This window comes from Pantoea sp. X-Soil-MYKO-1289 (genome assembly GCF_059730625.1).
Window position 1 is genome coordinate 1,137,177 of record NZ_AP036004.1, and the last position, 23,676, is coordinate 1,160,852.

Sequence of the window (23,676 nt, forward strand, 5' to 3'; positions counted from 1 at the left end):
TTCTCTTCTATTACCCTCTCCTGAAGTCTATAAAAAACCTTAAAAACAAGTACTTTAGCTAGATTAGCGTCTACTGAGGTACAGCCTTATCTGCTGGAATCTACACCATTCTGGGGGCACAATTGGGGGCCTCTTCTCGTTCAATGGAATCAGGAGCCCCCAGAATGAAGCTGAATGCCCGACAGATAAGCTCTGCAAAGGCAAAAGACAAACCTTATAAGCTGTCGGATGGCGGCGGGTTATATCTGCTCATTAATCCCGGTGGTTCACGATACTGGCGTCTGAAATACCGGATCGCGGGCAAAGAGAAAAAGCTGGCGCTGGGGGTATATCCGGACGTCTCTCTTGCTGATGCCCGGGCAAAACGTGACGAAGCGAAACGCCTCCTCGCTGCCGGGCAGGATCCGGGTGAGGTAAAGCAGGCTGAAAAGGAGGCCCGGCGCCAGGCTGTCACCAGCAGTTTTGAAGAGCTGGCTCTGGAGTGGCATGCCCACAAGCGCGAGGGCTGGTCTCAGGGCTATGCGGACGATATCCTCGAATATCTTCGCAAAGATGTTTTCCCCTGGATTGGCAGGCGTGCCATTACTGAAATCAAAACGACAGACATGCTTTCCGTGCTGAGGAAGATGGAACAGCGTGGCGTTCTGGATAAGCTGAAGAAAACCCGGCAGGCATGCCGGCAGATTTTCACCTACGCAGTGATTACCGGCAGGGCAGAGCATAATCCGGTTACCGATCTCGCCAGCGCACTGAAAGCGCCAAAGCAAAAGCATTTCCCTCATCTCACCGCTGACCAGCTGGGGGACTTCCTGCGCGCGCTCAGCGGCTATACAGGCAGCAGAATAACGCAGTATGCCACGAGGCTGCTGATGCTGACCGGCACGCGCACGATTGAATTACGGGCGGCTGAATGGGCTGAGCTCGATCTGGATAAAGCCCTGTGGCAGATACCGGAAGCGCGAATGAAAATGCGTCGCCCGCATATCGTTCCATTGTCCAGGCAGGCACTGGCTTTGCTTGAAGAACTCCGGCAGCTGACGGGACGCGGTCGTTTTGTTTTTCCAGGGCGCAATGACGCCGGAAAGACAATGAGCGAAGCCAGTATCAATCAGGTGATTAAGCGTATCGGTTATGACGGAAAAGCCACCGGGCACGGCTTCCGGCACACCATGAGCACCATCCTTCATGAGCAGGGTTACAACACGGCGTGGATTGAAATGCAGCTGGCTCACGCCGATAAAAATGCTGTCCGGGGCATTTATAACCATGCCCAGTATCTGGAGGGGCGCCGGGAAATGCTTCAGTGGTATGCCGACTTTCTTGAATCACAGGAAAAGGTTACAGCCCTTACTCCGACAGCCGTGCCCCAGAGTACGGATGGCTGGCTCTGAACGAACCGGTAGACCCATTGAATAGACGATAGTAGACTTTATAAGAACAAAAAACAGCCAGCCTGTGTGGTGGCTGAATTCAGAAAACGTTTGAACATCTGCCTCCTCATCTACTCACTGTCGCTGACGAATGCTGTGCGTCATATGCAAAAGATTAACTTCGAAGAACTGGATAAAGAACACGCTGAAGCCGTGCATTTCACGGATGCCATAAAGGTTATTGCTGAAGCCAGCAAACGCAAAATGCGTGAGGGTGCACTTTTGATAGTGCGGGCTATGCGAGCCTTTAAAGGTGCTTATCCTCATGACCTGTGTGAGTTTCGCATTTATCGCTATTCGCATGACCAGGGCTTTACATCCAATAAAGACCTGGAAAATAGAAGTTTAAAATTTCTCAGCAAAATTGCGAGCGGGTGTAAGTTTTCTCAGGCATCCGCTGGGTTTGGTCCCGATATTTATCTGGTGGACGGGTTCCAGATATACGAGGGATTCTATTTCAAAAAAACAGAGCTGACCCTTTTCCTGCTCCGTAATGATCTGCCTGTTCCCGTCGAGTTCTCAGACAGTCATTGTGCTGCGCGTAAAATTTACGAAAAATATAAGAAACTGAGTCGTGAGGGGGCGAATAATGCCTCAGCCGATCACCTGTCGGCTGATGAAGCAACAACTGCTCTGGCCGCTGAGCCTGTGAAATGGGGAAATTTCGCGGGTAAGGAAACTGCGCTGATGATGATTGCGGGCCTGGCTGTGGCGCTTGAACGATCCGGTGGCCGTTATGTAATAGGGGGCAAGCTGAACAAGAGTGCGGTCGTTGAAGCCGCGAGAAAGGCGATTAATGAGTATGGCAAGGGGACAGAGATAACGAGTAAAGCGATGACAGATTTACTCAGAGCGGCACTGGAAAGTCACATTGTTAAAACAGAGCTCTGAACACTTCCAGTTTCAGGTCATCGGCCCGGAAAGACTTCCAAAACTGCTGTTGCAGACTTCCAAATCGGCTTTTACTTCCAGAATGCCGGCATAACACTTCCAGTTTGTTCATTTCCACTTCCAGTTCGTTTATTTCCACTTCCAGTTATTTCGCCTCCACTTCCACATCTCCCTTTATTTTCTTGTTGAAATAGCCCTGTAAACCACACAAGAAATCAGGAGGTCACTATGTCCGAATCACTTATCCGCCTGTCAGAAGTACAGCGCCGTACGGGGTACAGCAAAGCATGGCTGTATCGTTTAATGAGTGAAAAACGTTTCCCTTTGCCAGTTAAAATTGGCGCTCGCTCGATTGCGTTTATCGAAAGCGAGATTGATGCGTGGATTGAAGAACGCATCAACGCGTCACGCTCAGCTTCATCGTCTTTAAACGCCGGTACCCTCCAACACAACGGGAGCGCAAATGCATGCAAATTCTCTTCTGCATCAGAAAGAAAATAACTTGCGCGCACTTGCGCTGAATTAATTGCAGTATCACTCACGCTGTCGCGGCGGCTCTGATTAAAGACTGATTCGGAGTAACAGAAATGACTCAGAAAAAAATGACTGCCTTAACTGGCAGTGCCCAGACTCACCCTTCATCCAGCCATAAGGCGGCTTCAGTTGCCAGCGTAGTGGGCATTGCAGTCATTACGGCAGGCGTTCGTGGAAGTGATCAGCCTTTGGGTTCGATGCCCTGGCGTTGTAATTCCTGCCGGGCGAGCTGTTTAAGCCAGTTACCAAGGCTTACGCCTTCCCGTTCGGCAGCTTCGTTAAGCTGCTCCCTGAGCTCAGGGTTAATACGAATCTGGAAAGTTGGTGACAAACCTTCACCCTTAGGGGTTCTATCTCTCTTTGCTGTTGACATGTACGTACGTAACCTCATAGGATGCTTCTTATTACGTACGTACATTAACATGACGTACGTAATTGTAACAACGCCCCGACAGTGCTTGGAACCACTGTCAGGGCGTCTGACCAAACCGTTAGTTGAGGTAACAGTTATGGCTATGAACAAGCATACCCAAACTCGTCCCAAATATCAGTATCGCTTACTGGCCGTTTCCCGTCAGGACCGGTCTGTTCCCCCGTCCCGCCTCTGCATCGATGACGGCTCAGAGCAGGAGGCTCGCCGCCTGCTGGCTCCTTGCTTCATCCTTTCCTTCGCGGGCCAGCTTCCCGTTCAGGAGGCCCAAAATGCGTGAGCCTATGGATTTAGATCAGGCTGAATACCATGCCGAACTGGCCACCTCTCTGTATGAGGTGATTATGGATAAAGCCTGTGAGGAGTGTTCGCCCCAGCTGTTGCATCTCATCAGTCTGGCCTGCGATATCAACTTTGAGGTCTACCGTGCGCTCAGGGCTGACGGAGGAAAGCAACATGATCAGTAACGTGAAATTTAACGAACTGGCCGGCCGGGTAGAGGCGCTTACTGCCCGCGTCGGAGACCTGGAGGCCCGCCTGAATGCGCTGGTGAACTCACAGGGCAGTACCATTCCGCCCGGTATGGCGCCGGTCAGCACGCTGGCGGCTGAGTTTGGTATTTCCACCAAAAAAGCCGAGGAAACTGGCGCATAACGCGGGCGTGATGCTGGTGCGGCATAAGTCTGGAGGCTATCTGGTGCAGGACGAGAAGTTTCGTGAAGCGGCACGGCTGGTACTGCGTGCTGCCAAGCGTAAATACGGCTCGGCGTACTGGTATCACCCGCTGATTGGCAAATTCCAGATGAGCGGAGGGATACCGAAATGAGCATGACGGAAATGGAGACGGAGATCCTGTCTGACGCGCTGTTCAGCTGCATTTACCTGTGGGTGAATGGCCATCCTATTGATAAAAAAGCGGCCCGCGAGGCCGCTTCACGGCACCGGGATAAACATTCCTGCTACGGCCAGCTGGCGCAGAAAATGAAAGACTTCGTGCCTGGCAGTGGCATGAGCTATGAAGCCCTGTGTGAGGCAGGCCTTTGTCAGACAGACGCTAAAAAGCAGCGCCAGAAGCGGGTAGACTTGATCGCCGGTTTTACGGGCGAGGAAGCGGTTAAGGCGTTGCTGTGTGATACGGCACGTATCAACCGCCTTTTTAATGCCGGAGAAGAGCAGGGGAAAACATCCCGCCAGACGGGACTGTCTCTTTCCCAGATGGGACCCAGCCAGCGCGGCGAGGTGCTCTTTAATCATTATGAAGGGCAGCTGGCACTGGATGCTGACTCAGACGTGGTCCATCACTATAACGGCATCGTCTGGCAACCCCTGAGTGACCGGGAGCTGGCACGCCAGATGGCGGCTATCTTTATCGACAGCGAAACGGCGTATTCCATGCCGGCCATGAAGAATGCCGTCGATGCCATGAAGCTGAGCCTGTCGGTGATGGGAGCGCCGTCCCGCCATCTTGTCGGTTTCCGTAACGGGGTTTTTGACACCCGGCAGGGGATTTTCCGCCCGCACGATCCCGGTGACTGGCTGCTTATCGCCAGTGACGTCACCTTCACGACGGCTGTGCAGAACGAAACGCTGGCAGAGCACGCGCCTGTTTTTCAGCAGTGGCTGAACGGGTGCGCCGGGCATCACCCGCGTAAGGCTGACCGGATACTGGCCGCTCTCTATATGGTGATGGCCAACCGTTATGACTGGCAGCTTTTCCTCGAGGTCACAGGGGCAGGGGGAAGCGGGAAAAGCGTGATGGCTGAAATCTGCACCATGCTGGCAGGCAAGGGCAACACCGTTTCGGCCAGCATGGCCGCGCTGGAGAAACCCGCGTGAGCGCGCGCTCATCGTAGGGTACTCGCTCATCATCATGCCGGACATGACCCGCTATGCCGGTGACGGTGCCGGCATCAAGGCCATTACCGGCGGAGACAAGGTGGCAATTGATCCCAAGCATAAGGCGCCATACTCCACGCGCATCCCGGCCGTCATTCTGGCCGTCAACAATAACGCCATGACCTTCAGCGATCGCAGCGGGGGCATATCGCGGCGCCGGGTAATTTTTAACTTTTCACGGGTCATTCCGGAGAACGAACGTGATCCGCTGATGACGGTAAAAATTGAGGCTGAGCTGCCGGTCATCATCCGCCACCTTCTCACCCGCTTTGCAGACCAGCAGGAAGCACGTCAGTTGCTGTCTGAACAGCAGTCGTCCGGGGAAGCTCTGGCCATCAAGCGCGAGTGCGATTCGCTGGTGGATTTCTGCGGTTACCTGACGGCTTCACCGCAGTGTGACGGCATGTTTATCGGCAACGCAGAAATTGTTCCGTTCAGCCCGCGTCGCTATCTCTACCACGCCTACATGGCTTACATGCGGGCGAACGGGCTGAGCAAGCCGGTATCGCTGACGCGCTTCGGCACGGACATGCCTGGCGCCATGGCTGAGTATGGTAAAGCGTATCTTCGCAGGAAAAGTACCAAGGGCCACATGCGCTCTAACCTCACGCTCAGCCGGGATGCTGAAGCGTGGTTGCCTTTTGCTGCCGGAGAACAGGAAAAATAAATAAATTAAAAAAGTATCCACTACTCTCCACTTTTAGAGATTTTCATTTTTATACAACAGCTTAATGGGTGGACAGTTAATTATTAACTCTCCACCCATTATTTATATATTTATTGTAAAACAAAGAGTTAAGGGGTGGAGAGTCAGAGTGAACAGTCTCCACCTTCCTTCTAAAATGCAGAATGAACAGGTGGAGAGTCTGAGGAATGGGTGGAGAGTAGTGGACACTTGAATAACAACTCTCCACCAATTAAAAGTATGAAAATAAAGTAAAAAACGCAAAAAGTGGAGAGGTGGAGAGTTAAAGTACTATTCTTTTTTTTCGTGCGTTTAAAAACAAAGTTGCTGCTCTTTATGTGTCCGATAATTAAGAGGTTGAATAAATCGCCCTGATACTAACCTGCACGGAATTGAAGGATGCTGAGGAGCCGAAGCGCCGGGCGTACGACCTGCAGCCGGTAACGCTGTGAACGGATGAAGAGGGTGAGGAAATCCATTCGCTGGCCGTGCGGGATGTCGCCCGTGAGGTTGAGGAAAGCGATCCGGACTTAATTGCCGTGCCAAACCTCAGTGATAATCATCTGGCCATATGGCAGTCAGTAAGAAGCCGTAATGCGCGTGGTGAGGCCTGTACGAAGGCCATCATCATTGATGACTTGAAAGCCATGGGAATTGATACCCGCAAGCATTTTTCTCGCTGGATGAGCAAGCTGACTAAGGCTGGGCTTGTTTCTTTAGACGGCGAAAATATCATCATTTACTCTCAGCGGGATGTGGGGGAGTAAGTGGGGGCCAGGTGGGGGCAGTGGGGGCGATCCCCCTTTCGCCCCCACTTTTTCCCTGTATACACCCAAAAAGTGGGGGCCATGCTCAAACCCGCGAATTTACTGGGCTGAGAGGGAGTTCTCAAAATACAGGTGGGGGCGTGGTGGAGGCATGCAAAAGTGGGGGCATGGTGGGGGCCAGTAAGGAAAGCTGTTGTATGGAAAACCTGAATGTGGCCAGGTTAAAGCCTTTGAAGTGAAAGGGCTACTATGCTGGTTCGTTGTGTGAAACCAAGGGTATGGTATGAAAAATTTTCTGTCTAACACTGGCCGTGCGGGATGTCGTCCGCGACGTTGATGAGCATGACCCGCATTTATCCAGCATCCCGAACCTGAGTGAAAACCATGCCACTCTGTGGGCACTTATCCGCAGCCGGACTGAAAACGGTGCTGCCTGTACCCGTGCATTACTGCGTGATGACATGAAAGCCATGGGTATCGATGTCAGCAAAAACTTCAGTCGCTGGCTGGCCAAGCTTGAAAGCCACGGGATGGTAACAGTCAACGATGAAGAAATAACAATTATCAGCTGCCGGAAAAGTGAGGGATAAAGTGAGGAGCGGTGAGGAGGGGGTGCGGAAGTTAACCTCTGCTCCTCACTTTTCATGTATATATGCGGAAAAAGTGAGGGAAGGTGCGGAACCCCCTGATATGACTGGCTTCGGAGCGATTTTCCCGAAAAACAGGTGCGGAAAAAGTGAGGAGTAAAAAGTGAGGGAGAAAGTGAGGAAAAATTGAGGGAAGCGCGGAGTGTCAGCTTGCTTACACATTGCTGGCCTGACGTTAAGGCTCATTCAGGAAAGCTCAGGCAGAATGTCCGCTTTGTGCCAGAAGCGGACGTTATTGAAATTAGCTTACTGAAGTCATCACTGGCGCGCATAGCTACGTCTGATTAGTAAACGCTGAGCATCTGAAGAGCCGTTTTAATCATCTGACGCTTATTTGTTAGCATCACACTTCTACCTGAAACTTTTTCCCTTTATTACACTGAACAGTAATTGCTCATTTGTAAGGCCATAAGAGATGGATCAGCGTTCTGGCGATCAACGTCGTGTTTTTGACAGGGCATTAGCATGGCAGGACCGTAATGATATGGTCAGGCAGGCGCTACAAATAAGTATTCCCTGGTTCACGTTTGTGAACGTCAGCTTTGCTCTGATAATTTTTTTTCGCAATGTCCTCATGAGCGGTTTTGACCGTTCAATCAGCGATCGGGCAGAAATACTCCCTTTCATAAATGGCATTGCAGTTGGCATTATTGTTTTATCCTTCGTACTGGCCTCGTTTATCTACCGTCTTCCCGCCAGATTTACTTCCCTAAGCATGGGGTTGCTGCTGATCCTTAGTGTGATGTGGAGCTACTGCAGCTACCATTTTATCGTCTGGTGGCATCTGCCCTTTGCCTGGCCCCTCAGTGTGATCCTTATGCTCACCGCGCTGGCCGCGTTCTATTACCACCCACCTGCTCTTTTGCTCTTCCTGACTCCGTTATGGTTAACCGCTCTGCTGGCAAGCATGCAGCTGAATCAGGGCATCAGTGTGCGATTCCTGCTGGTCTGGCTCCTTCTCACACTCATTCTCATTTATGGCCGCTATATTCTGCAGCGCTGGTTTGATGAAGCCTGGCGACGTTATCAGGAGAACCTCATGCTTATCGCGCGGCTTAATGTTATGGCGCATCAGGATGCGCTTACCGGAACAGCAAACCGGAGATCGATGGAAAACTATCTGGATAACGCTATCCATCAGGCTTTGCCATTTGCACTGATCATGCTCGATGTGGACTATTTCAAACGCTACAACGACTATTATGGCCATCAGGCCGGGGATGATTGTCTGGCAAAAGTCGCCGGGGTTTTGAAATCATCGGTTCGCACGCCCGCAGACCTGGTTGCACGCTATGGAGGGGAAGAGTTTGTGGTGGTGCTGCCAGCTGCCTCACTCGAAGAAGCTGCTCAGGTGGCCGAACGTATCCAGGCGGCCCTGCTTGAAGCGGCGCTGCCGCATCTTGCATCCGAAGTCAGTAACAGGGTCACGGTTAGCATGGGTATCGCGATTTCGGGCAGCAGGGGGAGTGCTTCCGGCATTATTGCCCGCGCTGATGAAGCGCTTTACCTGGCAAAACAGCAGGGTCGTAACCGGTGGGTAAAGCAAAACCCGCCTTAACCTTTATCGCGGGCCTCCGGGCTCGCGGGGGGCGTAAACCAGTCCGGCCTGGTCACGATCACCGGCTGATCAGGCTGGCTGACGAAGTTAGGCGACATGATCTGCACGCCGAATTCACTGAACACATCCTGTATATGGCCATGAAGAATACTCCTTACCCCGGCCAGGGATTCTCCTGCCTGAAGCCGGACCTGAAGTTCGTACGCCACATACCAGTCCTGCAGCGCCAGCTGGCGCACCAGCGGAGCAATGCTGTGGTTAATCCCGGGAGTGCGACTGGCGGCCAGCTCCAGCATCGCTTCAACCTGCCGCCAAGGCGTGTCATAACCAATGGTGACGCTCGTCGTCATATTGACGCCGTCGCCTTTCAGCGGGGCGCTCAGGTTCACAATTCTGCCGCTGACGACCACCGCGTTGGGAACCGTAACCTCGTAGTTTCTCGCGGGTCAGAATTTTCGTTGCCAGCATGCCAACCTCGCTGACGACGCCCTCATGATCGGCAATCCTGATCACTTCGCCTTTTCGCAGCGCGCGGGAATAGGTCAGCACCAGGCCGCTCATGGCATGGTTCATCACGCCTGCCGATCCGAGCGTCAGCATCAGTCCGAAGAAAACGCTTATTCCTTTGAAGGCGAGCGAGTCAGCGCCGGGTAAAAACGGATAAGCCGCCGACAAGGCGAATAACCAGATGACGACGCTGATGAGTTTACGGGTAACGCCAACCGTATCCGAATGCAGTCCCGGCAGGTGTAGCTGCCCGGTCTCACCTCGCCTGAGCACCAGCCGGAGCAGTCGCGTGACCAGCGCCGTAATCAGAAAGATGACGACAACAATCAGCATACCCGGCAGAGCGGAAAGTATTGCCACGCCAAGTCGTTTCAGCAGCTCTACCGCGTAACCTCCCAGTTCCATGCCCCAGATCCGCGTCCAGGGAAAGAGCCGTAACACCCAGCTGATCCAGATGTAAAATGCCACGAGGAAAACCGACGTCAGGGCAGTGGCATACAGACTCACCTCAATGGGACCGAGAAAGGCGCGCAGTGTGCCCGGAATAATGCTTTTACGCTGAGCACGTCTTACGGCATACACCCGCTTCAGCCAGGCACAGGAGCGCAGAGCAAACAGAATGAATGTAAGCAGCGACAGTGCGCCCACAAAACTTTTACCCACGGATAACAGCAGATAACGAGATGAATACTGTTCAGACAATGATTTTCGAAGTGTGTCCAGACGAAGTCTGACGCGTTCTGCCGCCTGTGCCAGCGTCAGATCGTCCCCTTCATCCAGATCGCTCTGCGCCAGTAACATAAAGGGTTTGCCGTTGACAGAAAAAAGCACGGCGGACTGTCGGTAGCGCGTAACGGTGTGCAACTCTACCGGTTGAGCCAGGTCATTATCATCGAGCGAGCGTAATATGGTTACGATGCGCTGGACCCGCTCCTCTGGTGTGGTAAGGCCAAATTTTGCCTGCAGCATCACCACGGGCTGATTAAGCAGATATAACGTACGCGCTTTTTCCTGTGGCGAGGGCGCCTGACGCGGCTCCGCACCCAGCGCGTTCTGGAAAGTAAAAAATAACAGGCAAGCGCACAGGCACATCACCGCTTTAATCATTTTGCCTCCAGAAACCATACCTTGCCTGGCGGTAAATCCGTCCGGAAGGCGGCCGTCAATGCGTATTACTGAAATTGCCAGGTATAAGAAATCAGAAAACGCGTGTCGGGATCGTCCAGATAGGTGTTGTTGTCCATAATGAACGTCAGAAGGTTTACTGAGCTGTGTTCATCAAAGCGGTAGCCAGCCCCAAGCCCGCCAAAATAACCCCGGTAATTCTCTCCCACCTCATTTTTTGATCCATAAGAGCCTGCTGCAAAGCCGATCATCGTAAGGTCAGACGTCAGCGGTCGGAGGGTATAGACACCCAGATATCCACTGCTGCCGGAAGTGGTAATGGTGTCATAGCCGAACTCAGGCGAAAGCGTATCCGCAAACTGGGGAGACATGCAGGGGCCTTCTGATTTGCACCCCCTGATTTCACCGGTGTTATAGGTATATCCCGCCATCGGGAAGATCTGGAAGCCAGCCGGGCTGATGCCAAACACGCTCAGCGGAACGAAGGTACCTATTGAGTAGTTAGTCTGCGTGGCACCATTTGAGTATTCGTTTTTGCCGAAGTTGAAATTAACAATACCTGCCGGAAAAAGCCAGGAGCCCCCGACCCTCCATTCACTGGCATCGCTGTTGATACGTGCATTAAGCTTTCGTGCCTTATCAAGCGCGACGGATCCAGAAAAAGAGACATTGCTGTCATCCATGCCATACGTATCCGACCATGCCAGGCCCACTTTCGTCGTGACTTTCGTCGGATCATCGTCAAGTTTATTATCCCCTAGAGCATTATCTGATTCTGCTGACCAGGCACAACTGCACGTTAAACCAAGAACAGTAAAAATAACGCCGGAGGCTGTTGCTTTCATATTTCCTCCTGTGACCTGTGCACGGAGCCTTTAAAAGATGTGACTGAAATTTATGCTGAAAAAGTAAATATCGGGATCATGATAGGTTCCTTTCAGCAATGGAGAAGCCACGCCAGAGGAGTCCATCCTCAGATATTCAAATGCCGCACCTATATTACTGGATTGCGTAATTTGATACTGCGCGCCCACGCCATACCGCCAGACTTCTCCTGAAGGCATTGTCATGGATGCATCATTCTGGTTGCGGTAAAAGCTGCTGTCGTAAGCCACGCCCGTATTCAGGCGCCAGCGCGCATCTGGGCGAAACTGTATGCCCAGCGCCGTATGCCAGGTATCTCTCAGGCGGTTATTACGCTCCAGCTCATCGCCTGACACGTATATCTGATTACCACCGTACTGGCTCCAGTTCTGCCAGCCTAAATCTCCCATTACTGACCAGCGCGGATTAATATCATGGACCAGACTCAGCATCAGCTGATCCGGGGTATTAATTTGAGCGGAAAGCGGAAGCGTATACTCAACATTCGGCAGTTGTGGAAAACGCGCTCTGCCATCGATACTGAAGTGATATTCCGTTTTGCTGGTATAAGTCAGACCTGCGCGGGTTTTATCTGTGATATCAAACAGCAGTCCGGTGCGAAAATTGAGCGCCCAGTCATGGTCGCTGGCCTTTTCATCCTGACCGTCCACATTGCGCGTCAGCGAGAGATATCCGTAATTAATACCCAGCCCGACGCCCCATGACAGACGCGGATTAATCTTCCATGCCAGAGCCGGGCTGAGAGTCAGTCCGACCAGGGTGCTTTTCTTTATCAGCCGGTCGCCATCCCATTCACCGAAATCCAGGCCAAGCCCGTAGTTACCGTAAAGCCCTATGCCAGCGGAGAGGTCGTCAGTCAGGCGCTGGTGATAAAACAGACTGGCACCCGGAAACCAGCCTATCGTATTGCCCGGACTTTTTCCCTGGAAGCCCGCATCATTGTCCAGGCTGTAAGGCGTGTCGCCATAGAGCGCCTGTATGCCGCCGGTCAACATCCGCTCTGGTAAACGCGTCATGCCAGCCGGATTGGTCATCAGAGTCGACGCATCCTGCGCCCGCGCGGCCTGTCCGGCACCGGCGAGACCCGTGTCTTCGGTGGCGATTTCATAGAGGTACAGACCGCTGGCGTGAGCCGGCGAAGACAGCAATGCAAAAACAATCAGGGTGGCACTGACTTTCATTGACGTTCTCCAGGAGTCGGCCAGCAGTAATCAGAGCATGGACGGGCAGTGAATTTCAGACAGCGAACCGGCATACTGTTCCCGGTTACCGGCCTTCAGGGCGTCGGCCGCTTTAATAATTGCGCGATGATTTTCTGGGTCGGCCAGAAAGGTGCTGCGGATTTTCTCGTCTGAAACACCCTGATCGATGCGGCAGTGCGTTCTGAGATCGTTAATCATCACCTGCTGACGCAGCGCGAAGGCAGCTCCCTCGAGGGGACTGGCAGCGGCAGAAAAACAGACAAGCAGGATACCTGCCATTGGCAGGCGTAAGGCGTTTATAGATATCACACGTGTCATTGTTCTCTCCTGTCCAGCGCAGAGTTCACCTGTACTGAAGTTTTAATTCATAAACTGCAGGTTCAGGCCGAAAAAGATCTGCCAGCGGGGCTGCCCCGGGCCGCGATCGGCCACGCTGCCCTGCGGCTCCACAAACAAGTTGTAAACGGTTTTCCCGCTCTTTATTACCTGACCGACGCCGAGGCCAAGCGGTACGCCGTAGCTGTCGTTCTGGAAGTTATAATTCCAGATCGGCGCTGAGCGCAGATAAGTGCCGCCCCCCAGCTGATAAAACAGAAATGGCTGAAAAGCCCCTACATTCACGTCGCTGCGGCTGCCGTCGCCCGCAAAGCTGTGCTGCCACGAGGCAAGGTAGCCATACTGGAACACTGGTGAGCTGGCGTTGAACAGCACGTTGACCAGCCCGGCTGACCACTTCTCAGATCCCAGCGCGTTGCGGCTGGCGGTAGGCGCGGTAATCTGCGGGCCAAAGCCAAAGCTGACGGCCGGGTTACCGGTGTCAATAAGCCAGGCGGTGAACAGATTCAGGTCGCCTAGCCCGGTCTGATGGCCGCCGGTGGGCGAGGCAGGATACGTATTCAGAGGCAGCGAGGCGCGCAGCAGCCAGTTGCTCTCTCCAATCGAAAAAGGCCGGGCATAGCGCAGCCAGAACTGATTTGCCTCTTTATCTGACTCGCTGACGTCTCCAATATAATAATTCTGCATGTTGAAGGCGGTCATACTGGCCAGCGGGTTATTGGCCTGTGCGGTGCCCCCGGATGGGTCTTCGGCACAGGCCGCACCAGCGGAAAGAACCGCTGTAAACAGAGTGAAAAAAATCCGGCGCATATCCGCTTCCGCATTCAGGTGAAACAAGCCGGCTGGATCCCCCCTGCGTATGCAGACGCAGGGGGGAAACAGACAATCAGGGGGTAACCATGTTGAACCAGAACTCGAACTTGTCGAGACTGCCCAGCAGTTCGTCCACCTTCTGCGCGTTGCCGGTGATCTGCACCTCGCCCTTGTCCTGCGCCTGTTTCAGCGTCTCTTCCCGCAGCAGGATTTTGTTCATGGTGTCGCGGGACATGCTGATGCTGGCGTCCGCCTTCTCATCCCTGACGCCTGCGGTATGGTTCAGCACGCCGTTTTCCAGCTCAAGCTTGTACATACCGTCCTCGCCGCCAAAATCGACGTTCAGCACGGACTTCAGGTTGGCCGCCTTCTCGCCGTTGACGTGCAGCGCCAGATAGTCGAAGAACATCTCCGGCGTCATCGAGCGCACCGTATCCGGGCTGGCGGTGTTCGGCGTCGGCAGCTGCTTCACGCCGCTGCGCAGCTCCTGCGCGCCGGTCAGATAGAAGTTACGCCACGGGCCGGACTCCGCCTGATAGCCCAGCTGCTCCAGCGCGTCGGCCTCCAGCTCGCGCGCCGCCCGGTTATCGGGATCGGCAAAGACCACCTTGCTGACAACCTGCGCCACCCAGCGGAAGTTGCCTTTGTCATAGTCCGCTTTCGCCTTCTGCAGGATGGCGTCCGCCCCACCCATATACTCAACGAACTTTTTCGACCCCTCTTCCGGCGGCAGCTCGTCGAGCGTGGCCGGGTTGCCGTCAAACCAGCCCAGATAGAGCACGTAGGTCGCCTTGACGTCGTGGCTCACCGAGCCGTAGTAGCCGCGGTTTCGCCCAGGTGTTGGCCAGCGACGGCGGCAGCCTGAACATCGATGCGATTTCATCGCGCGTGTAGCCCTGGTTCGCCAGGCGCAGGGTCTGGTCGTTGATGTAGCGATACAGGTCGCGCTGGCTCTTCATCAGCGTGTTGACGTTATCGTTGCCCCAGGTGGGCCAGTGATGCTGCGCCATCAGCACTTCCGCCTTGCCGCCCCAGCGGTTGATGGCGTCGTTGATGTATTTGGACCAGGGCAGCGGCTCGCGGATTTTGGCGCCGCGCAGAGAATAGGTGTTGTGCAGCGTATGGGTGACGTCTTCCGCAGTCTGGATAGTTTTCTTCTCTTCGATATACCAGAGCATTTCCGCCGGCGCTTCCGAGCCGGGCGCCATCATAAAGTCGTAGGTCAGGCCGTCGATAGTGCGCTTTTCACCCGTGTGGGTGATGTAATCTGTCGGCGCGATAAGCGTGACCGTGCCAGCGGAGGTGGTGGTGCCCAGCCCGGCGCCGACCTGGCCTTTCGCATCAGGCTGCAGCAGGTTGCCGTACATATAGCTGGCGCGGCGGCTCATTACGTTGCCGGCCATAATGTTTTCCGCTACCGCCGCTTCCATAAAGCCCGCCGGCGCGTAGATTTTGGTTTTGCCCGACTTCACGTCTTCTTCGCGTACCACGCCGCGCACGCCGCCGTAGTGGTCAACATGACTGTGGGTGTAAATCACCGCCACCACCGGCTTCTGACCGCGATTTTTGAAGTAAAGATCCATCCCCACTTTGGCCGTCTCCGCAGAAACCAGCGGATCGACTACCGTCACGCCCTCTTTGCCCTCGATAATGGTCATGTTGGACAGGTCAAGGTTGCGGATCTGATAAATACCGTCAGTGACCTCAAACAGGCCGCTGATATTGATCAGCTGGGCCTGGCGCCACAGGCTGGGGTTAACAGTATCAGGCGCTTTTTCTCCCTCTTTGATGAAAGCATATTTTTTCGGATCCCAGACAAGGTTCCCACCTTCACCTTTGATTACCGCATCGGGCAGCGCGGCGATGAAGCCTTTGTGCGCGTCGGTAAAGTCGGTTTTGTTGTCAAAGGGCAGCTGCTGATAGAGCGCATCGTTGGCCTGCTTTGTCGCAGGTGCAGCATCTTTCTGGCTGGCGTCCGCGTAGACCTGCAGGGGAAGGGTGGTGAGAAGCCCGCACAGGGCGAGGCTCTGAACCAGGGGTTTGAGTTTCATTGACATCCTCTTGGGCATTAAAGGTTAACGTACCGTGTAAAGCAAAGAGGCCTGTCAGCGCCTTCCCGGGCACCTGACAGGATTTTATGGCGAAATGGGCGAGCTCGGTTACATTTCGATATAACTGTAGAGAAAAAAATTACATTCGCCAGTTTGACTTAAGTCATTTGCGAGGTAGCCGACATATTAAAAATAACAGGCAAATAGAAAAACTAAGCGAAACGTGTAATGAAAATAAAGGGAGGGTATTAAAAATCATTTATTTATAATAATTTAAATAAAACGGCATGCAGAAACTAAGACCAGTCATAACAAGAGTGAAGAATATATAAACATTAAAAATTAAGAATTAGGCCAGAAGCTCTGAGATAAAGAATAACGACGGCTAAGCAACTGTTGAGAGAATAAAACCTCAAGACGCATATCCCTCGCCCATAAGATTGTGACAATGAAGAGACAGGGAATGCCTGCATCTGCCCCACCGGTCTAAACGCTACCTGGCTCCTTTAGCTGCGTTTCATTGTCAGAACAACGAGCACATTGAGCCTGAACCTTTTGCGTTCAAGCCACTCTATTTTGCCGTTCGCTCCTGGCGGACCTTGCTTGTACATCTGTCCGCTCAGTGCCAGAAGCGGACTTTTCCAATATCTGCATATACCAATGCGTGGAGAACAACTCTCTCTGCATAACCATGCATAGGCTTTGGTATCATCAAGGGCATTTTCCGGGGTTCCGACAATGAAGGGTGCCGGAAACTGCCCGGACGCTGCAGAAGCGAGCTGAGAGCCTCCCAAGGGGGCAGGCAAGGGGCGTTATGTTTACTTTGGCAGAATTTGCCTGTCGCCATTACTTTGATGTCCGCTTCTCGCTCATAGCGGACATAAGGCTTAAAGGAAAGATAAGGTGGCTTTAGTTCTACAAACCAGTCAGACAGACATTGTCCGTTTCAAGCATACGCATAAAGCATCATTGTGTTGGGAATGTTGGAAAGTCAGGCTGGTGGACATCCTCAAAATGAGGACTTGTATTGCTTTCAAGTAGTTATGAGTCACAGTAACGACTCAAGCCTGAGGCATGTCCATATCTGGATCATCTTCATACTATGGGCACGATAGTGAGTCAGGCGAGAGGTCGTTAGTATCCTCGATACTGAAATCAGCGTGTTCTTAATCGAGTATTCCGTCGACAGCATCCCGGGCGGGGCCAAAGTGACGGTGAATGGAAAAATCAACGATTTAAGTTCCAGTTGAGCGTTAGCAAAATGAGAGGTAATGCCGCTGCCAGGGGTTTTGCACTTTTTGGGTAAAACCTTATTCAGACAAAGTTATCGACTTCTGAGCAGATAACCAGACTGATGATGGCTGAATGCACAAGCGCCGGGAAAGTGTTGAACTGCCACAGAGATAGATTCATTGAGAGGATGGCCTGTATCCTCAAAGTGAGGACGGATGAAATAAACAATAGCTTACGTACTCTGTGCCTGACCGAAGAGCCAGACAGTCCTCAAACGAGTGACCGAATTAAGCGCCAGGACGCGGGTGGTCACTGTGACCACTCGTAATAAAATCAGGAAGTTATTCATTAATCATCTGACAGCCAGATCTCGTAAGGCAGACAAAGTGACGGTCTCGGACAAATCAAAGACTTAGGCTGTGTTTGAATATTCGCCCTTACTGAGAAGTTATTGCAATAGCCTGAAGGTTTTGCACTGTTTGGGTAAAACCCTTTAAGGCCCGACTTTCATTTTCTGAACCGACAACCAACCTGATGGTGGTCAGTCGGTGTGGCCGGCAGGACGTGGAAAAATGAGCGGGTCCTCCCGGAGGGGTACCCCGTCCACGAGGCGGCGGCCCCGCGGAAAACGGCTGATTTTTGCATTTCCATGGCGGCGGCGGCATGTGACTTAACTGTATGAAAATAATGAATAATTCTCGTGATCACCTGTACACTTTTTTTTGAGGGGTGTCATTAGACCAGTTTGTAATAAATTGAAAATAAAGAATAAATGTCACATTCACCTGCCAGGTTGAGCTGCCTGGCCGAATACAACGGATAACGGCAATGCCTGCCACTGAAGTGCTTTTGTAATCGCAAGGCCTTCAGGCGTACTGTGATCCCGTGCAAAAGGACTCCCCGACGCCAGCAGGCTTTCTGCCGTTATGCTTTGTTACTTCAGTCTACAGACAGATCCAGATCCTCTTCAGTATGATTTTTGAGCGCCGGGAGCAATTGCTCAGCGCCAGTAATCGCATAAGGAGGCTTATTCATGGCAGACAATAACAAAAATACCCGTGAGCAGGACAAAGTACCCGGTGTGGCTAATGGGATCACTCCTAATGAGGGCCCGGGCTGGAGTGACCACCATGGTAAACGGGGTGATATCCATCACTATGGCGGTAAGGATGCTCCGTCTAATCCGGAGCATCACGGAAAGGGCAATGAGGGAGGGAGTCATGCTCATAATCATTCTGGCCCCGTTACTGTTGCTGCGGTGCCGGGTTTAGCCGTTCCTTTTACGCTGACTGAAGGTATATGGGGATTTACCCTGTTCAGCATGGCTGAAGTCTCCAGAGAGACAGCCATGGCATTGTCCCAGCTGGAGACAATGGCTGTTGATTCTGCAGCGCTGGCGGGAAGGTTTGCAGGTTTTGCCGGAATGCTACTGACGCCAGTAAATAAGCCCACCCGTGACGGCGACTTCATGGGAAAACTTGTCATGAGTCTGCCACTGAATAAAGTAACGGATAAGCCTGTCGAAGATATCTCTGCTCTGTCTCACCTCAATGTTCCGGTGAAGGTGCAGGATGTTGTTGATGGTGGTATACAGAAAATTGGTGTTGTCCGCCCCGGTAAACATCCGATCAGCGTCAAAATTGTGGATGCGCATCCCACAAAACGGCCTAGGATTTATTCTGCAAAAATTCAGGACAATGTGCCGCCAGTGCATATACATGTGAATCCTTACAAAGTGAAGCCCGGCGCAGTGCATCCTCAGGGCGTAACACCTTTACAGAAACCTCATCGGATTTCCGGTGTACAGCCTGCTCATGGTCATGCACATGACGCCATTATCCGTTTTCATCCTGGAAATTCTGAAGAAAAAGTCGATCCGGTTTATCTGGTCATTATCCGGATACTTGCAGAAATTGAACTGCAACAGCAGGAAGAAGAGAATAAACGACGTCAGGCTGAATGGGATGCCCGGCATCCGGTAGAGGCCGCTCAACGAGACCTTAAGGACGCCATATCTGAGCTTTCAAAAGCCATTTTTCGGGTGAATCAGTTGCATAAGCGTGTGGATACCTTTCCGGAGGAGCTGGAAGCTGCTCGGAAACGTGCATGGGAGAAAATACATGGCATCAAAAGGTGGACGCGCGAGCATGAAAAACGCAAAGCCCGTTATCACCAGAAACTGGAAGAGTTTGAAAAGGCGAAATCTGATCTCGTCATAGCCATTGAAAGCCGGCGTCAGAAGGAGGAAAAGAAAAAGGATGCTGAAAGCAAGCTGGAGGAAGCCAGGAAGAACCCCCGCAAAGGGACGCGTGAGCGCGGGCATAAGTACTACGAATCACCGCGTACAGATGAAATAAAAGGGCTGGGTGAACTCAAATGGGAAAAGCCAGTGACACCCAGGCAAGGGGGGAATGGAAAGCGCGCACGCTGGTCAGGCGATAAAGGGCGAAAAATTTATGAGTGGGATTATAGCCACGGTGAACTGGAAGGGTACCGAACAAGCGACGGGCAACACATTGGCGCATTTGAACACAAAACCGGGAGGCAAATTAAACCGGCTATACCGGGGCGAAGGATTAAAAAATTAGCATCAGGAGCCATCAAATGGGACTGAAATTACATACTTTATGGTTTTCAAAAGTTAATGAAGAGATTAAAGGAGAAGCCTATTCTGCTGATTTAGGTGATGACGATTCACTCATAGAAACACTGGGTCTTCCTCTGGACGATACGCTCAATGCAGGTTTTTATGATGTTACTGAAAAATGGGTGCCTTATCTCCAGCCTTTTTTTCAAGAGGACATCAGGTTAAAGGAATATGATTATTTCATTTCATTTGATTATCGGGATGAGTGGTGAACATATTTTTGAATCACAGGCAGGAGATAAAAAACCGAGAAAACCGGCAAGCAGATTAAACCTGCTGTTCCGGGACGCCGCCTCAGAAAAATCATGATTGGAGAAAAATGATGGGGTTAAAAATAGGCTTGGAATGGTATGACAAAAAAACAGAATATCTTGTTGCTGAAGCTTACACAGAAGATTTCGGTGACGATGACTCCATTATTGATACGCTGGGTCTGCCCCCGGAGAACACGATAAACAATGGGTTGTTTGATGTGAAAGCAGAATGGATCCCCTATCTGCAGCCCTTTTTCAGTGAGGAAATCCTTCTGGATAATTATGATTATTTTGTTGCGTTTCATTATAGAGATGAATGGTAAGAATATTTTTAAATCACGGGCAGGAGATAAAAAATGAGAAAACGTCAGGGCAGATTTAATGTTTTTTCAAAATGTCGCTGCACACGTGTGTCAGGAGGAGGCCATGTCTGTCGTGCATCCATTTAAAGTTGACTGGCTTAGAGTTGGGAATTCTGAACAGCCTTAACAGGTCAGGTTACGTTGTGCAGCAGATTGCCGATGAGATTGATGTTGCAAAGTCTACCCTGTTGGGATGGAAGCAGGGGACTGAGCCTCGTCACAGCTCCGGTGAAGCACTTATTAAATTATGGTGTTCAGTACTGTTGCGTGATTGCTATCAGCTTCCACTTATCACCTGTAAAAGCAGGTGCGCATCAAAAGATCAACCTTGCCTTTGCCTTTAAAAGCTCACAGGAGACAACCTTAATTGTGAAAGCTTAACGCAAAAAAATGTGGGGGCTTTTTTGGGGGCTCCTGAAAAAATCGAACAGATAAAAATTGATATTACTCATAATGTTAGTTTACTTTGTCGAATCCTGTAGGGCGTGCCATTTTCTTTTCCAGTACCGTTTCCTGAAGTCTACAAAATCCCTTAAAAACATTCATACCAGCGAAATCAGCGTCTGCTGAAGTCTCCTCGCATCTACTGGAATGGATATCTGTCCTGAGGACATTTGGGGCTATCCTCGTTCAGAGAAATACCCCTAAATTGAAACTGCATGCCCGTATAGCAGATACTTTTAGGGCCAGAGAGAAAGTCTATAGCAGTAGTTACTGCACCACGCTAAAGGTAAAAGGACTTACGCAAACTAAGGTTGGCATTAATGACATTACAGAGAAAGTTATTCTGCGCGTTCATGGAACGGAAAACCCGGTTATCCCATAGCGAATATATTTAAGGGCGTTACGCCTGTGCGTTTAGCAAAATGGTTTCAGGTTAGTCAGCAAAAAACAAACAGATAGATGTAGTTATATTTATTTCAGCCTTAGGTCTTCCTGCATCTAACTTTTAATGGACTGTGCAACTATACAGAGCAGGCGATTGATATAGATCAGCAAGCAATCCAGCTTCCGCTTCTTATAATGTTTTCTTACAAGGAACGTAAAGGAATATATGAGATGGATACGGTCGAGCAACTCGATGGAACCTACTTCTATAAAGGCATCGGCAATATTTCAGCCAGTGAGCTATTTTTCTGGATTCTTCTTGATTCCGTAAATGAACAGATGGGGGACATTGGAGATCTGGCCACTGTAGCGCTAATAATTTTTGGTCAGCCATTAGTCAAAACTCGCAGGAAGTTCCGCACAGCCACTGAAGGAACGTCGATTGCCTCAGTCTATGCTCGTCGTTACCTCAATGTTGAATTATCTTTCAGACTCCCCACTTTAACAAATGCAAGTCTTCGTTATTACAAGCCCATGTGGGTAAATAATCTCGGTAAGTTCGTCGGGCGTACGATACCGATGGTAGGGTGGATTCTTCTCGCAAATGACGTAGCAACCATTGCTTACAAAGCAACCTCTAACTACAACAGAATAGCCAGAGGAGACGATAAAATATGGTAACTGATGAAGAAGTGTTAGCCTTTTTTCGTAAGGAGCTATCACTAATGACCACTCTTACTATGCAACCCATTCCCATTGAAATGGATACGCCATTACAGGGCTATGCTGATGCTGATGAGTTAGGCGATGCCATAGAGAAATATGATGAGATGTTTGGAGTTGATGTAACAGATCTGGATATGGCGCATTACTACCCATGGAAACTGGAATGGTTTTTCCGAAAATGGTTTACCAGAGACCCCCTCAGACAGATTTCAAAACCGCTTACTGTAAGAATGTTCGCGGAATCAGCAAAAGCAGGGAAATGGTTATACGACTAATCACAAGCATGGAGCATTTATTATGGCTGTACCTGTTCACTTATTTTGACCGATGATGGTGGCGCAACTATACGGGGTTCATCCGATGTGCAAGATCGAGAAGGAAGCATGTAACGCCAGGGATTACACCACAACCTAAATCGTCCATCTGGCTTCCGCTTGTCAGGTGAGGGTATGCTGGCCCGACGGATGCCGGGCCGCTGCGACAGTTCGGGAATACGTCAGCCCTGTAACTTCCTCAGACAGCGATCCATCGCACTCACCACCCAGTCGATATCGTGCGTCTGGAAGCAGAGCGGCGGGCGAATTTTCAGCACGTTGCCGTAAGGCCCGGCGACGGAGGTCAGTACAAACTCTTCCCGTAGCGCCTCCACCAGGTCGAGCGCCAGACGCTTGTCAGGCTGCTTGCTTTCCCTGTCCTTCACCAGTTCAAAGCCGATAAACAGCCCTGCGCCACGCACTTCGCCGATGCAGGGGTAAGCCGCCTGCAGCGATTGCAGGGCCGCCAGCAGCGCCGCGCCGGTTTTCAGGCTGTGCGCCTGAAGCGCTTCCTGCTCAATCACATCCATCACCGCATGCGCCGCCGCCATGGAGACCGGGTTGCCGCCAAAGGTATTAAAGTAGGGCAGCGCATCGCTAAACGCCGCCATTACCGGCGCTTTCGCCATCAGCCCCGACACCGGAATGCCGTTCCCCATGGGTTTGCCGGTGGTGACCACATCGGGCACCACGCCGTGTCGGGCAAAGCCCCAAAAGGCCTCGCCGGTGCGGGCAAAACCTGGCTGCACTTCGTCGGCGATAAAAATTCCGCGGTTCTGGTGCACGACATCAATCGCCGGTTTTAAAAAGCCCGGCTGTCCAGGTAACACGCCGTCTGAGGAGAAGATCGAATCGGCCAGAAAACCGGCAAACTTGATGCCGTGCGCGGCCATATCGTCGATCTGCTGCTGAATTTCCCGCGCGAACCATGCGCCCTGATCCGCCGTCTGAACGCGGTAAAAGTCGGGCGGCGCCACCAGACGGGTATGCGGTGAAAGCGGCTGGCCGCTGCCCAGCGCGGGCGAGACGCCAGAAGTGAGCGCGCTGGTGCCGTGATAGGCTTCTCTGGATACGATAATCCCGGTGCCGCCGCTCCAGCACTGGGCAATGCGGATAGCCAGATCGTTCGCTTCGGAGCCGGTACACATATACATGGCGCGATCGATTTCAGTGGGCAGGGTGGCCAGGATACGATCGCTGTATGCCAGGATCGACTCGTGCAGATAACGCGTATGCGTATTCAGCTGCATCATCTGTTGATGCACCGCCTCTACGACCGCCGGATGACAGTGGCCAATACTGGCCACATTGTTGTACATATCCAGATACTGATTGCCCGCCTTATCCCACAGATACTGGCCCTGTCCGCGCACCAGATGCACCGGGTTGCGGTAAAACAGCCGATAGGACTCGCCCAGCACCCGGCTGCGCTTGTCGGTCAGCTGTCGAATGTCCGGCGCCAGCGTTTCCGCGTGTTCAGCACGAAAGCTGTTGGTATCCATTATGGTTGAACGTACCGTCATCGTGACTCCTTGGTCTTTGTGCTGCCCTGCCG

At 51.9% G+C, this 23,676-nt stretch carries 18 protein-coding genes and 5 pseudogenes; 15 read left to right on the plus strand and 8 right to left on the minus strand.

Annotation, left to right across the window (positions count from 1 at the left end):
• Positions 1 to 164 precede the first annotated feature (164 nt).
• From AC6I7Z_RS05420 to AC6I7Z_RS05430, 3 genes and pseudogenes are all read left to right on the plus strand, one after another.
• Positions 165 to 1,391 carry a tyrosine-type recombinase/integrase gene (locus AC6I7Z_RS05420; protein ID WP_497813420.1) on the plus strand — a complete coding sequence of 409 codons (1,227 nt, stop codon included), beginning with the start codon at positions 165 to 167 and terminating at the stop codon, positions 1,389 to 1,391.
• Positions 1,392 to 1,535: 144 nt separating this feature from the next.
• The gene (locus tag AC6I7Z_RS05425) at positions 1,536 to 2,321 is read left to right on the plus strand and encodes a hypothetical protein (protein WP_497813421.1); all 786 of its coding nucleotides are present in this window, start codon (positions 1,536 to 1,538) and stop codon (positions 2,319 to 2,321) included.
• 228 nt (positions 2,322 to 2,549) lie between these two features.
• A pseudogene (locus AC6I7Z_RS05430) lies at positions 2,550 to 2,732 on the plus strand (helix-turn-helix transcriptional regulator); the annotation flags it as partial.
• 304 nt (positions 2,733 to 3,036) lie between these two features.
• On the opposite strand, the gene AC6I7Z_RS05435 reads toward AC6I7Z_RS05430, so the two are convergent.
• On the minus strand, positions 3,037 to 3,228 hold the full coding sequence (locus tag AC6I7Z_RS05435) for a YlcI/YnfO family protein (protein WP_497815401.1): 192 nt from the start codon (positions 3,226 to 3,228) through the stop codon (positions 3,037 to 3,039).
• A 142-nt stretch (positions 3,229 to 3,370) separates the two neighbouring features.
• Between AC6I7Z_RS05435 and AC6I7Z_RS05440 the strand changes: the two genes are divergently transcribed.
• From AC6I7Z_RS05440 to AC6I7Z_RS05470, 7 genes and pseudogenes are all read left to right on the plus strand, one after another.
• On the plus strand, positions 3,371 to 3,565 hold the full coding sequence (locus AC6I7Z_RS05440; RefSeq protein ID WP_497815402.1) for a host cell division inhibitor Icd-like protein: 195 nt from the start codon (positions 3,371 to 3,373) through the stop codon (positions 3,563 to 3,565).
• The gene (locus AC6I7Z_RS05445; RefSeq protein ID WP_096073842.1) at positions 3,558 to 3,752 is read left to right on the plus strand and encodes a hypothetical protein; all 195 of its coding nucleotides are present in this window, start codon (positions 3,558 to 3,560) and stop codon (positions 3,750 to 3,752) included. The genes AC6I7Z_RS05440 and AC6I7Z_RS05445 overlap by 8 nt, the downstream gene beginning before the upstream one ends.
• Positions 3,742 to 4,111, plus strand: a pseudogene (locus AC6I7Z_RS05450) (hypothetical protein). Before AC6I7Z_RS05445 ends, AC6I7Z_RS05450 begins: the two are co-directional and overlap by 11 nt.
• Positions 4,108 to 5,848 (plus strand): annotated as a pseudogene (locus AC6I7Z_RS05455) (DNA primase family protein). The pseudogenes AC6I7Z_RS05450 and AC6I7Z_RS05455 overlap by 4 nt, the downstream one beginning before the upstream one ends.
• Positions 5,849 to 6,354: 506 nt before the next feature.
• The gene (locus tag AC6I7Z_RS05460; RefSeq protein ID WP_497813422.1) at positions 6,355 to 6,633 is read left to right on the plus strand and encodes a hypothetical protein; all 279 of its coding nucleotides are present in this window, start codon (positions 6,355 to 6,357) and stop codon (positions 6,631 to 6,633) included.
• 311 nt (positions 6,634 to 6,944) lie between these two features.
• Positions 6,945 to 7,223: a hypothetical protein gene (locus AC6I7Z_RS05465; RefSeq protein ID WP_497813423.1), complete on the plus strand. Its 279-nt coding sequence runs from the start codon at positions 6,945 to 6,947 to the stop codon at positions 7,221 to 7,223.
• Positions 7,224 to 7,695: 472 nt separating this feature from the next.
• Complete coding sequence (locus AC6I7Z_RS05470; protein ID WP_497813424.1) at positions 7,696 to 8,838, plus strand: GGDEF domain-containing protein; 1,143 nt, start codon at positions 7,696 to 7,698, stop codon at positions 8,836 to 8,838.
• Here AC6I7Z_RS05470 and AC6I7Z_RS05475 read toward each other — a convergent pair.
• From AC6I7Z_RS05475 to AC6I7Z_RS05500, 6 genes and pseudogenes are all read right to left on the minus strand, one after another.
• A pseudogene (locus tag AC6I7Z_RS05475) lies at positions 8,835 to 10,452 on the minus strand (mechanosensitive ion channel family protein). The gene AC6I7Z_RS05470 and the pseudogene AC6I7Z_RS05475 overlap by 4 nt on opposite strands.
• 65 nt (positions 10,453 to 10,517) lie before the next feature.
• Positions 10,518 to 11,315, minus strand: coding sequence for a hypothetical protein (locus AC6I7Z_RS05480; RefSeq protein WP_497813425.1), 798 nt, complete (start codon positions 11,313 to 11,315; stop codon positions 10,518 to 10,520).
• A gap of 30 nt (positions 11,316 to 11,345) precedes the next feature.
• On the minus strand, positions 11,346 to 12,536 hold the full coding sequence (locus AC6I7Z_RS05485) for an OmpP1/FadL family transporter (protein WP_497813426.1): 1,191 nt from the start codon (positions 12,534 to 12,536) through the stop codon (positions 11,346 to 11,348).
• A 30-nt stretch (positions 12,537 to 12,566) separates the two neighbouring features.
• The gene (locus AC6I7Z_RS05490; RefSeq protein ID WP_497813427.1) at positions 12,567 to 12,875 is read right to left on the minus strand and encodes a YicS family protein; all 309 of its coding nucleotides are present in this window, start codon (positions 12,873 to 12,875) and stop codon (positions 12,567 to 12,569) included.
• A 42-nt stretch (positions 12,876 to 12,917) separates the two neighbouring features.
• Positions 12,918 to 13,580 carry a hypothetical protein gene (locus AC6I7Z_RS05495; protein ID WP_497813428.1) on the minus strand — a complete coding sequence of 221 codons (663 nt, stop codon included), beginning with the start codon at positions 13,578 to 13,580 and terminating at the stop codon, positions 12,918 to 12,920.
• A gap of 199 nt (positions 13,581 to 13,779) precedes the next feature.
• Positions 13,780 to 15,757, minus strand: a pseudogene (locus tag AC6I7Z_RS05500) (alkyl/aryl-sulfatase).
• Between the two features lie 2,266 nt (positions 15,758 to 18,023).
• Between AC6I7Z_RS05500 and AC6I7Z_RS05505 the strand changes: the two are divergent.
• From AC6I7Z_RS05505 to AC6I7Z_RS05525, 5 genes are all read left to right on the plus strand, one after another.
• On the plus strand, positions 18,024 to 19,604 hold the full coding sequence (locus AC6I7Z_RS05505) for a colicin-like bacteriocin tRNase domain-containing protein (protein ID WP_497813429.1): 1,581 nt from the start codon (positions 18,024 to 18,026) through the stop codon (positions 19,602 to 19,604).
• Entirely contained in the window at positions 19,595 to 19,849 is a 255-nt protein-coding gene (locus AC6I7Z_RS05510) for a colicin E3-like toxin immunity protein (RefSeq protein ID WP_497813430.1), read from the plus strand. Before AC6I7Z_RS05505 ends, AC6I7Z_RS05510 begins: the two co-directional genes overlap by 10 nt.
• A 107-nt stretch (positions 19,850 to 19,956) precedes the next feature.
• Positions 19,957 to 20,214: a colicin E3-like toxin immunity protein gene (locus tag AC6I7Z_RS05515; protein ID WP_497813431.1), complete on the plus strand. Its 258-nt coding sequence runs from the start codon at positions 19,957 to 19,959 to the stop codon at positions 20,212 to 20,214.
• A gap of 1,098 nt (positions 20,215 to 21,312) precedes the next feature.
• Positions 21,313 to 21,762 (plus strand): STM2901 family protein, encoded by a 450-nt coding sequence (locus AC6I7Z_RS05520; protein ID WP_497813432.1) that lies wholly within the window; start codon positions 21,313 to 21,315, stop codon positions 21,760 to 21,762.
• The gene (locus AC6I7Z_RS05525) at positions 21,756 to 22,082 is read left to right on the plus strand and encodes a DUF1493 family protein (protein WP_497813433.1); all 327 of its coding nucleotides are present in this window, start codon (positions 21,756 to 21,758) and stop codon (positions 22,080 to 22,082) included. Before AC6I7Z_RS05520 ends, AC6I7Z_RS05525 begins: the two co-directional genes overlap by 7 nt.
• Before the next feature lie 221 nt (positions 22,083 to 22,303).
• Here the strand turns inward: AC6I7Z_RS05525 and AC6I7Z_RS05530 are convergent, their stop codons facing one another.
• Positions 22,304 to 23,644 carry an aspartate aminotransferase family protein gene (locus tag AC6I7Z_RS05530; protein ID WP_497813434.1) on the minus strand — a complete coding sequence of 447 codons (1,341 nt, stop codon included), beginning with the start codon at positions 23,642 to 23,644 and terminating at the stop codon, positions 22,304 to 22,306.
• Between the last annotated feature and the right edge of the window lie 32 nt (positions 23,645 to 23,676).

Excerpts from the sequence above, each read along its gene's own strand:
- AC6I7Z_RS05420 (WP_497813420.1), top strand. The coding sequence starts at position 165 with ATGAAGCTGAATGCCCGACAGATAAGCTCTGCAAAGGCAAAAGACAAA.
- AC6I7Z_RS05425 (WP_497813421.1), top strand. The coding sequence starts at position 1,536 with ATGCAAAAGATTAACTTCGAAGAACTGGATAAAGAACACGCTGAAGCC.
- AC6I7Z_RS05435 (WP_497815401.1), bottom strand. The coding sequence starts at position 3,228 with ATGTCAACAGCAAAGAGAGATAGAACCCCTAAGGGTGAAGGTTTGTCA.
- AC6I7Z_RS05440 (WP_497815402.1), top strand. The coding sequence starts at position 3,371 with ATGAACAAGCATACCCAAACTCGTCCCAAATATCAGTATCGCTTACTG.
- AC6I7Z_RS05445 (WP_096073842.1), top strand. The coding sequence starts at position 3,558 with ATGCGTGAGCCTATGGATTTAGATCAGGCTGAATACCATGCCGAACTG.
- AC6I7Z_RS05470 (WP_497813424.1), top strand. The coding sequence starts at position 7,696 with ATGGATCAGCGTTCTGGCGATCAACGTCGTGTTTTTGACAGGGCATTA.
- AC6I7Z_RS05480 (WP_497813425.1), bottom strand. The coding sequence starts at position 11,315 with ATGAAAGCAACAGCCTCCGGCGTTATTTTTACTGTTCTTGGTTTAACG.
- AC6I7Z_RS05485 (WP_497813426.1), bottom strand. The coding sequence starts at position 12,536 with ATGAAAGTCAGTGCCACCCTGATTGTTTTTGCATTGCTGTCTTCGCCG.
- AC6I7Z_RS05490 (WP_497813427.1), bottom strand. The coding sequence starts at position 12,875 with ATGACACGTGTGATATCTATAAACGCCTTACGCCTGCCAATGGCAGGT.
- AC6I7Z_RS05495 (WP_497813428.1), bottom strand. The coding sequence starts at position 13,580 with ATGCAGAATTATTATATTGGAGACGTCAGCGAGTCAGATAAAGAGGCA.
- AC6I7Z_RS05505 (WP_497813429.1), top strand. The coding sequence starts at position 18,024 with ATGGCAGACAATAACAAAAATACCCGTGAGCAGGACAAAGTACCCGGT.
- AC6I7Z_RS05510 (WP_497813430.1), top strand. The coding sequence starts at position 19,595 with ATGGGACTGAAATTACATACTTTATGGTTTTCAAAAGTTAATGAAGAG.
- AC6I7Z_RS05515 (WP_497813431.1), top strand. The coding sequence starts at position 19,957 with ATGATGGGGTTAAAAATAGGCTTGGAATGGTATGACAAAAAAACAGAA.
- AC6I7Z_RS05520 (WP_497813432.1), top strand. The coding sequence starts at position 21,313 with ATGGATACGGTCGAGCAACTCGATGGAACCTACTTCTATAAAGGCATC.
- AC6I7Z_RS05525 (WP_497813433.1), top strand. The coding sequence starts at position 21,756 with ATGGTAACTGATGAAGAAGTGTTAGCCTTTTTTCGTAAGGAGCTATCA.
- AC6I7Z_RS05530 (WP_497813434.1), bottom strand. The coding sequence starts at position 23,644 with ATGACGGTACGTTCAACCATAATGGATACCAACAGCTTTCGTGCTGAA.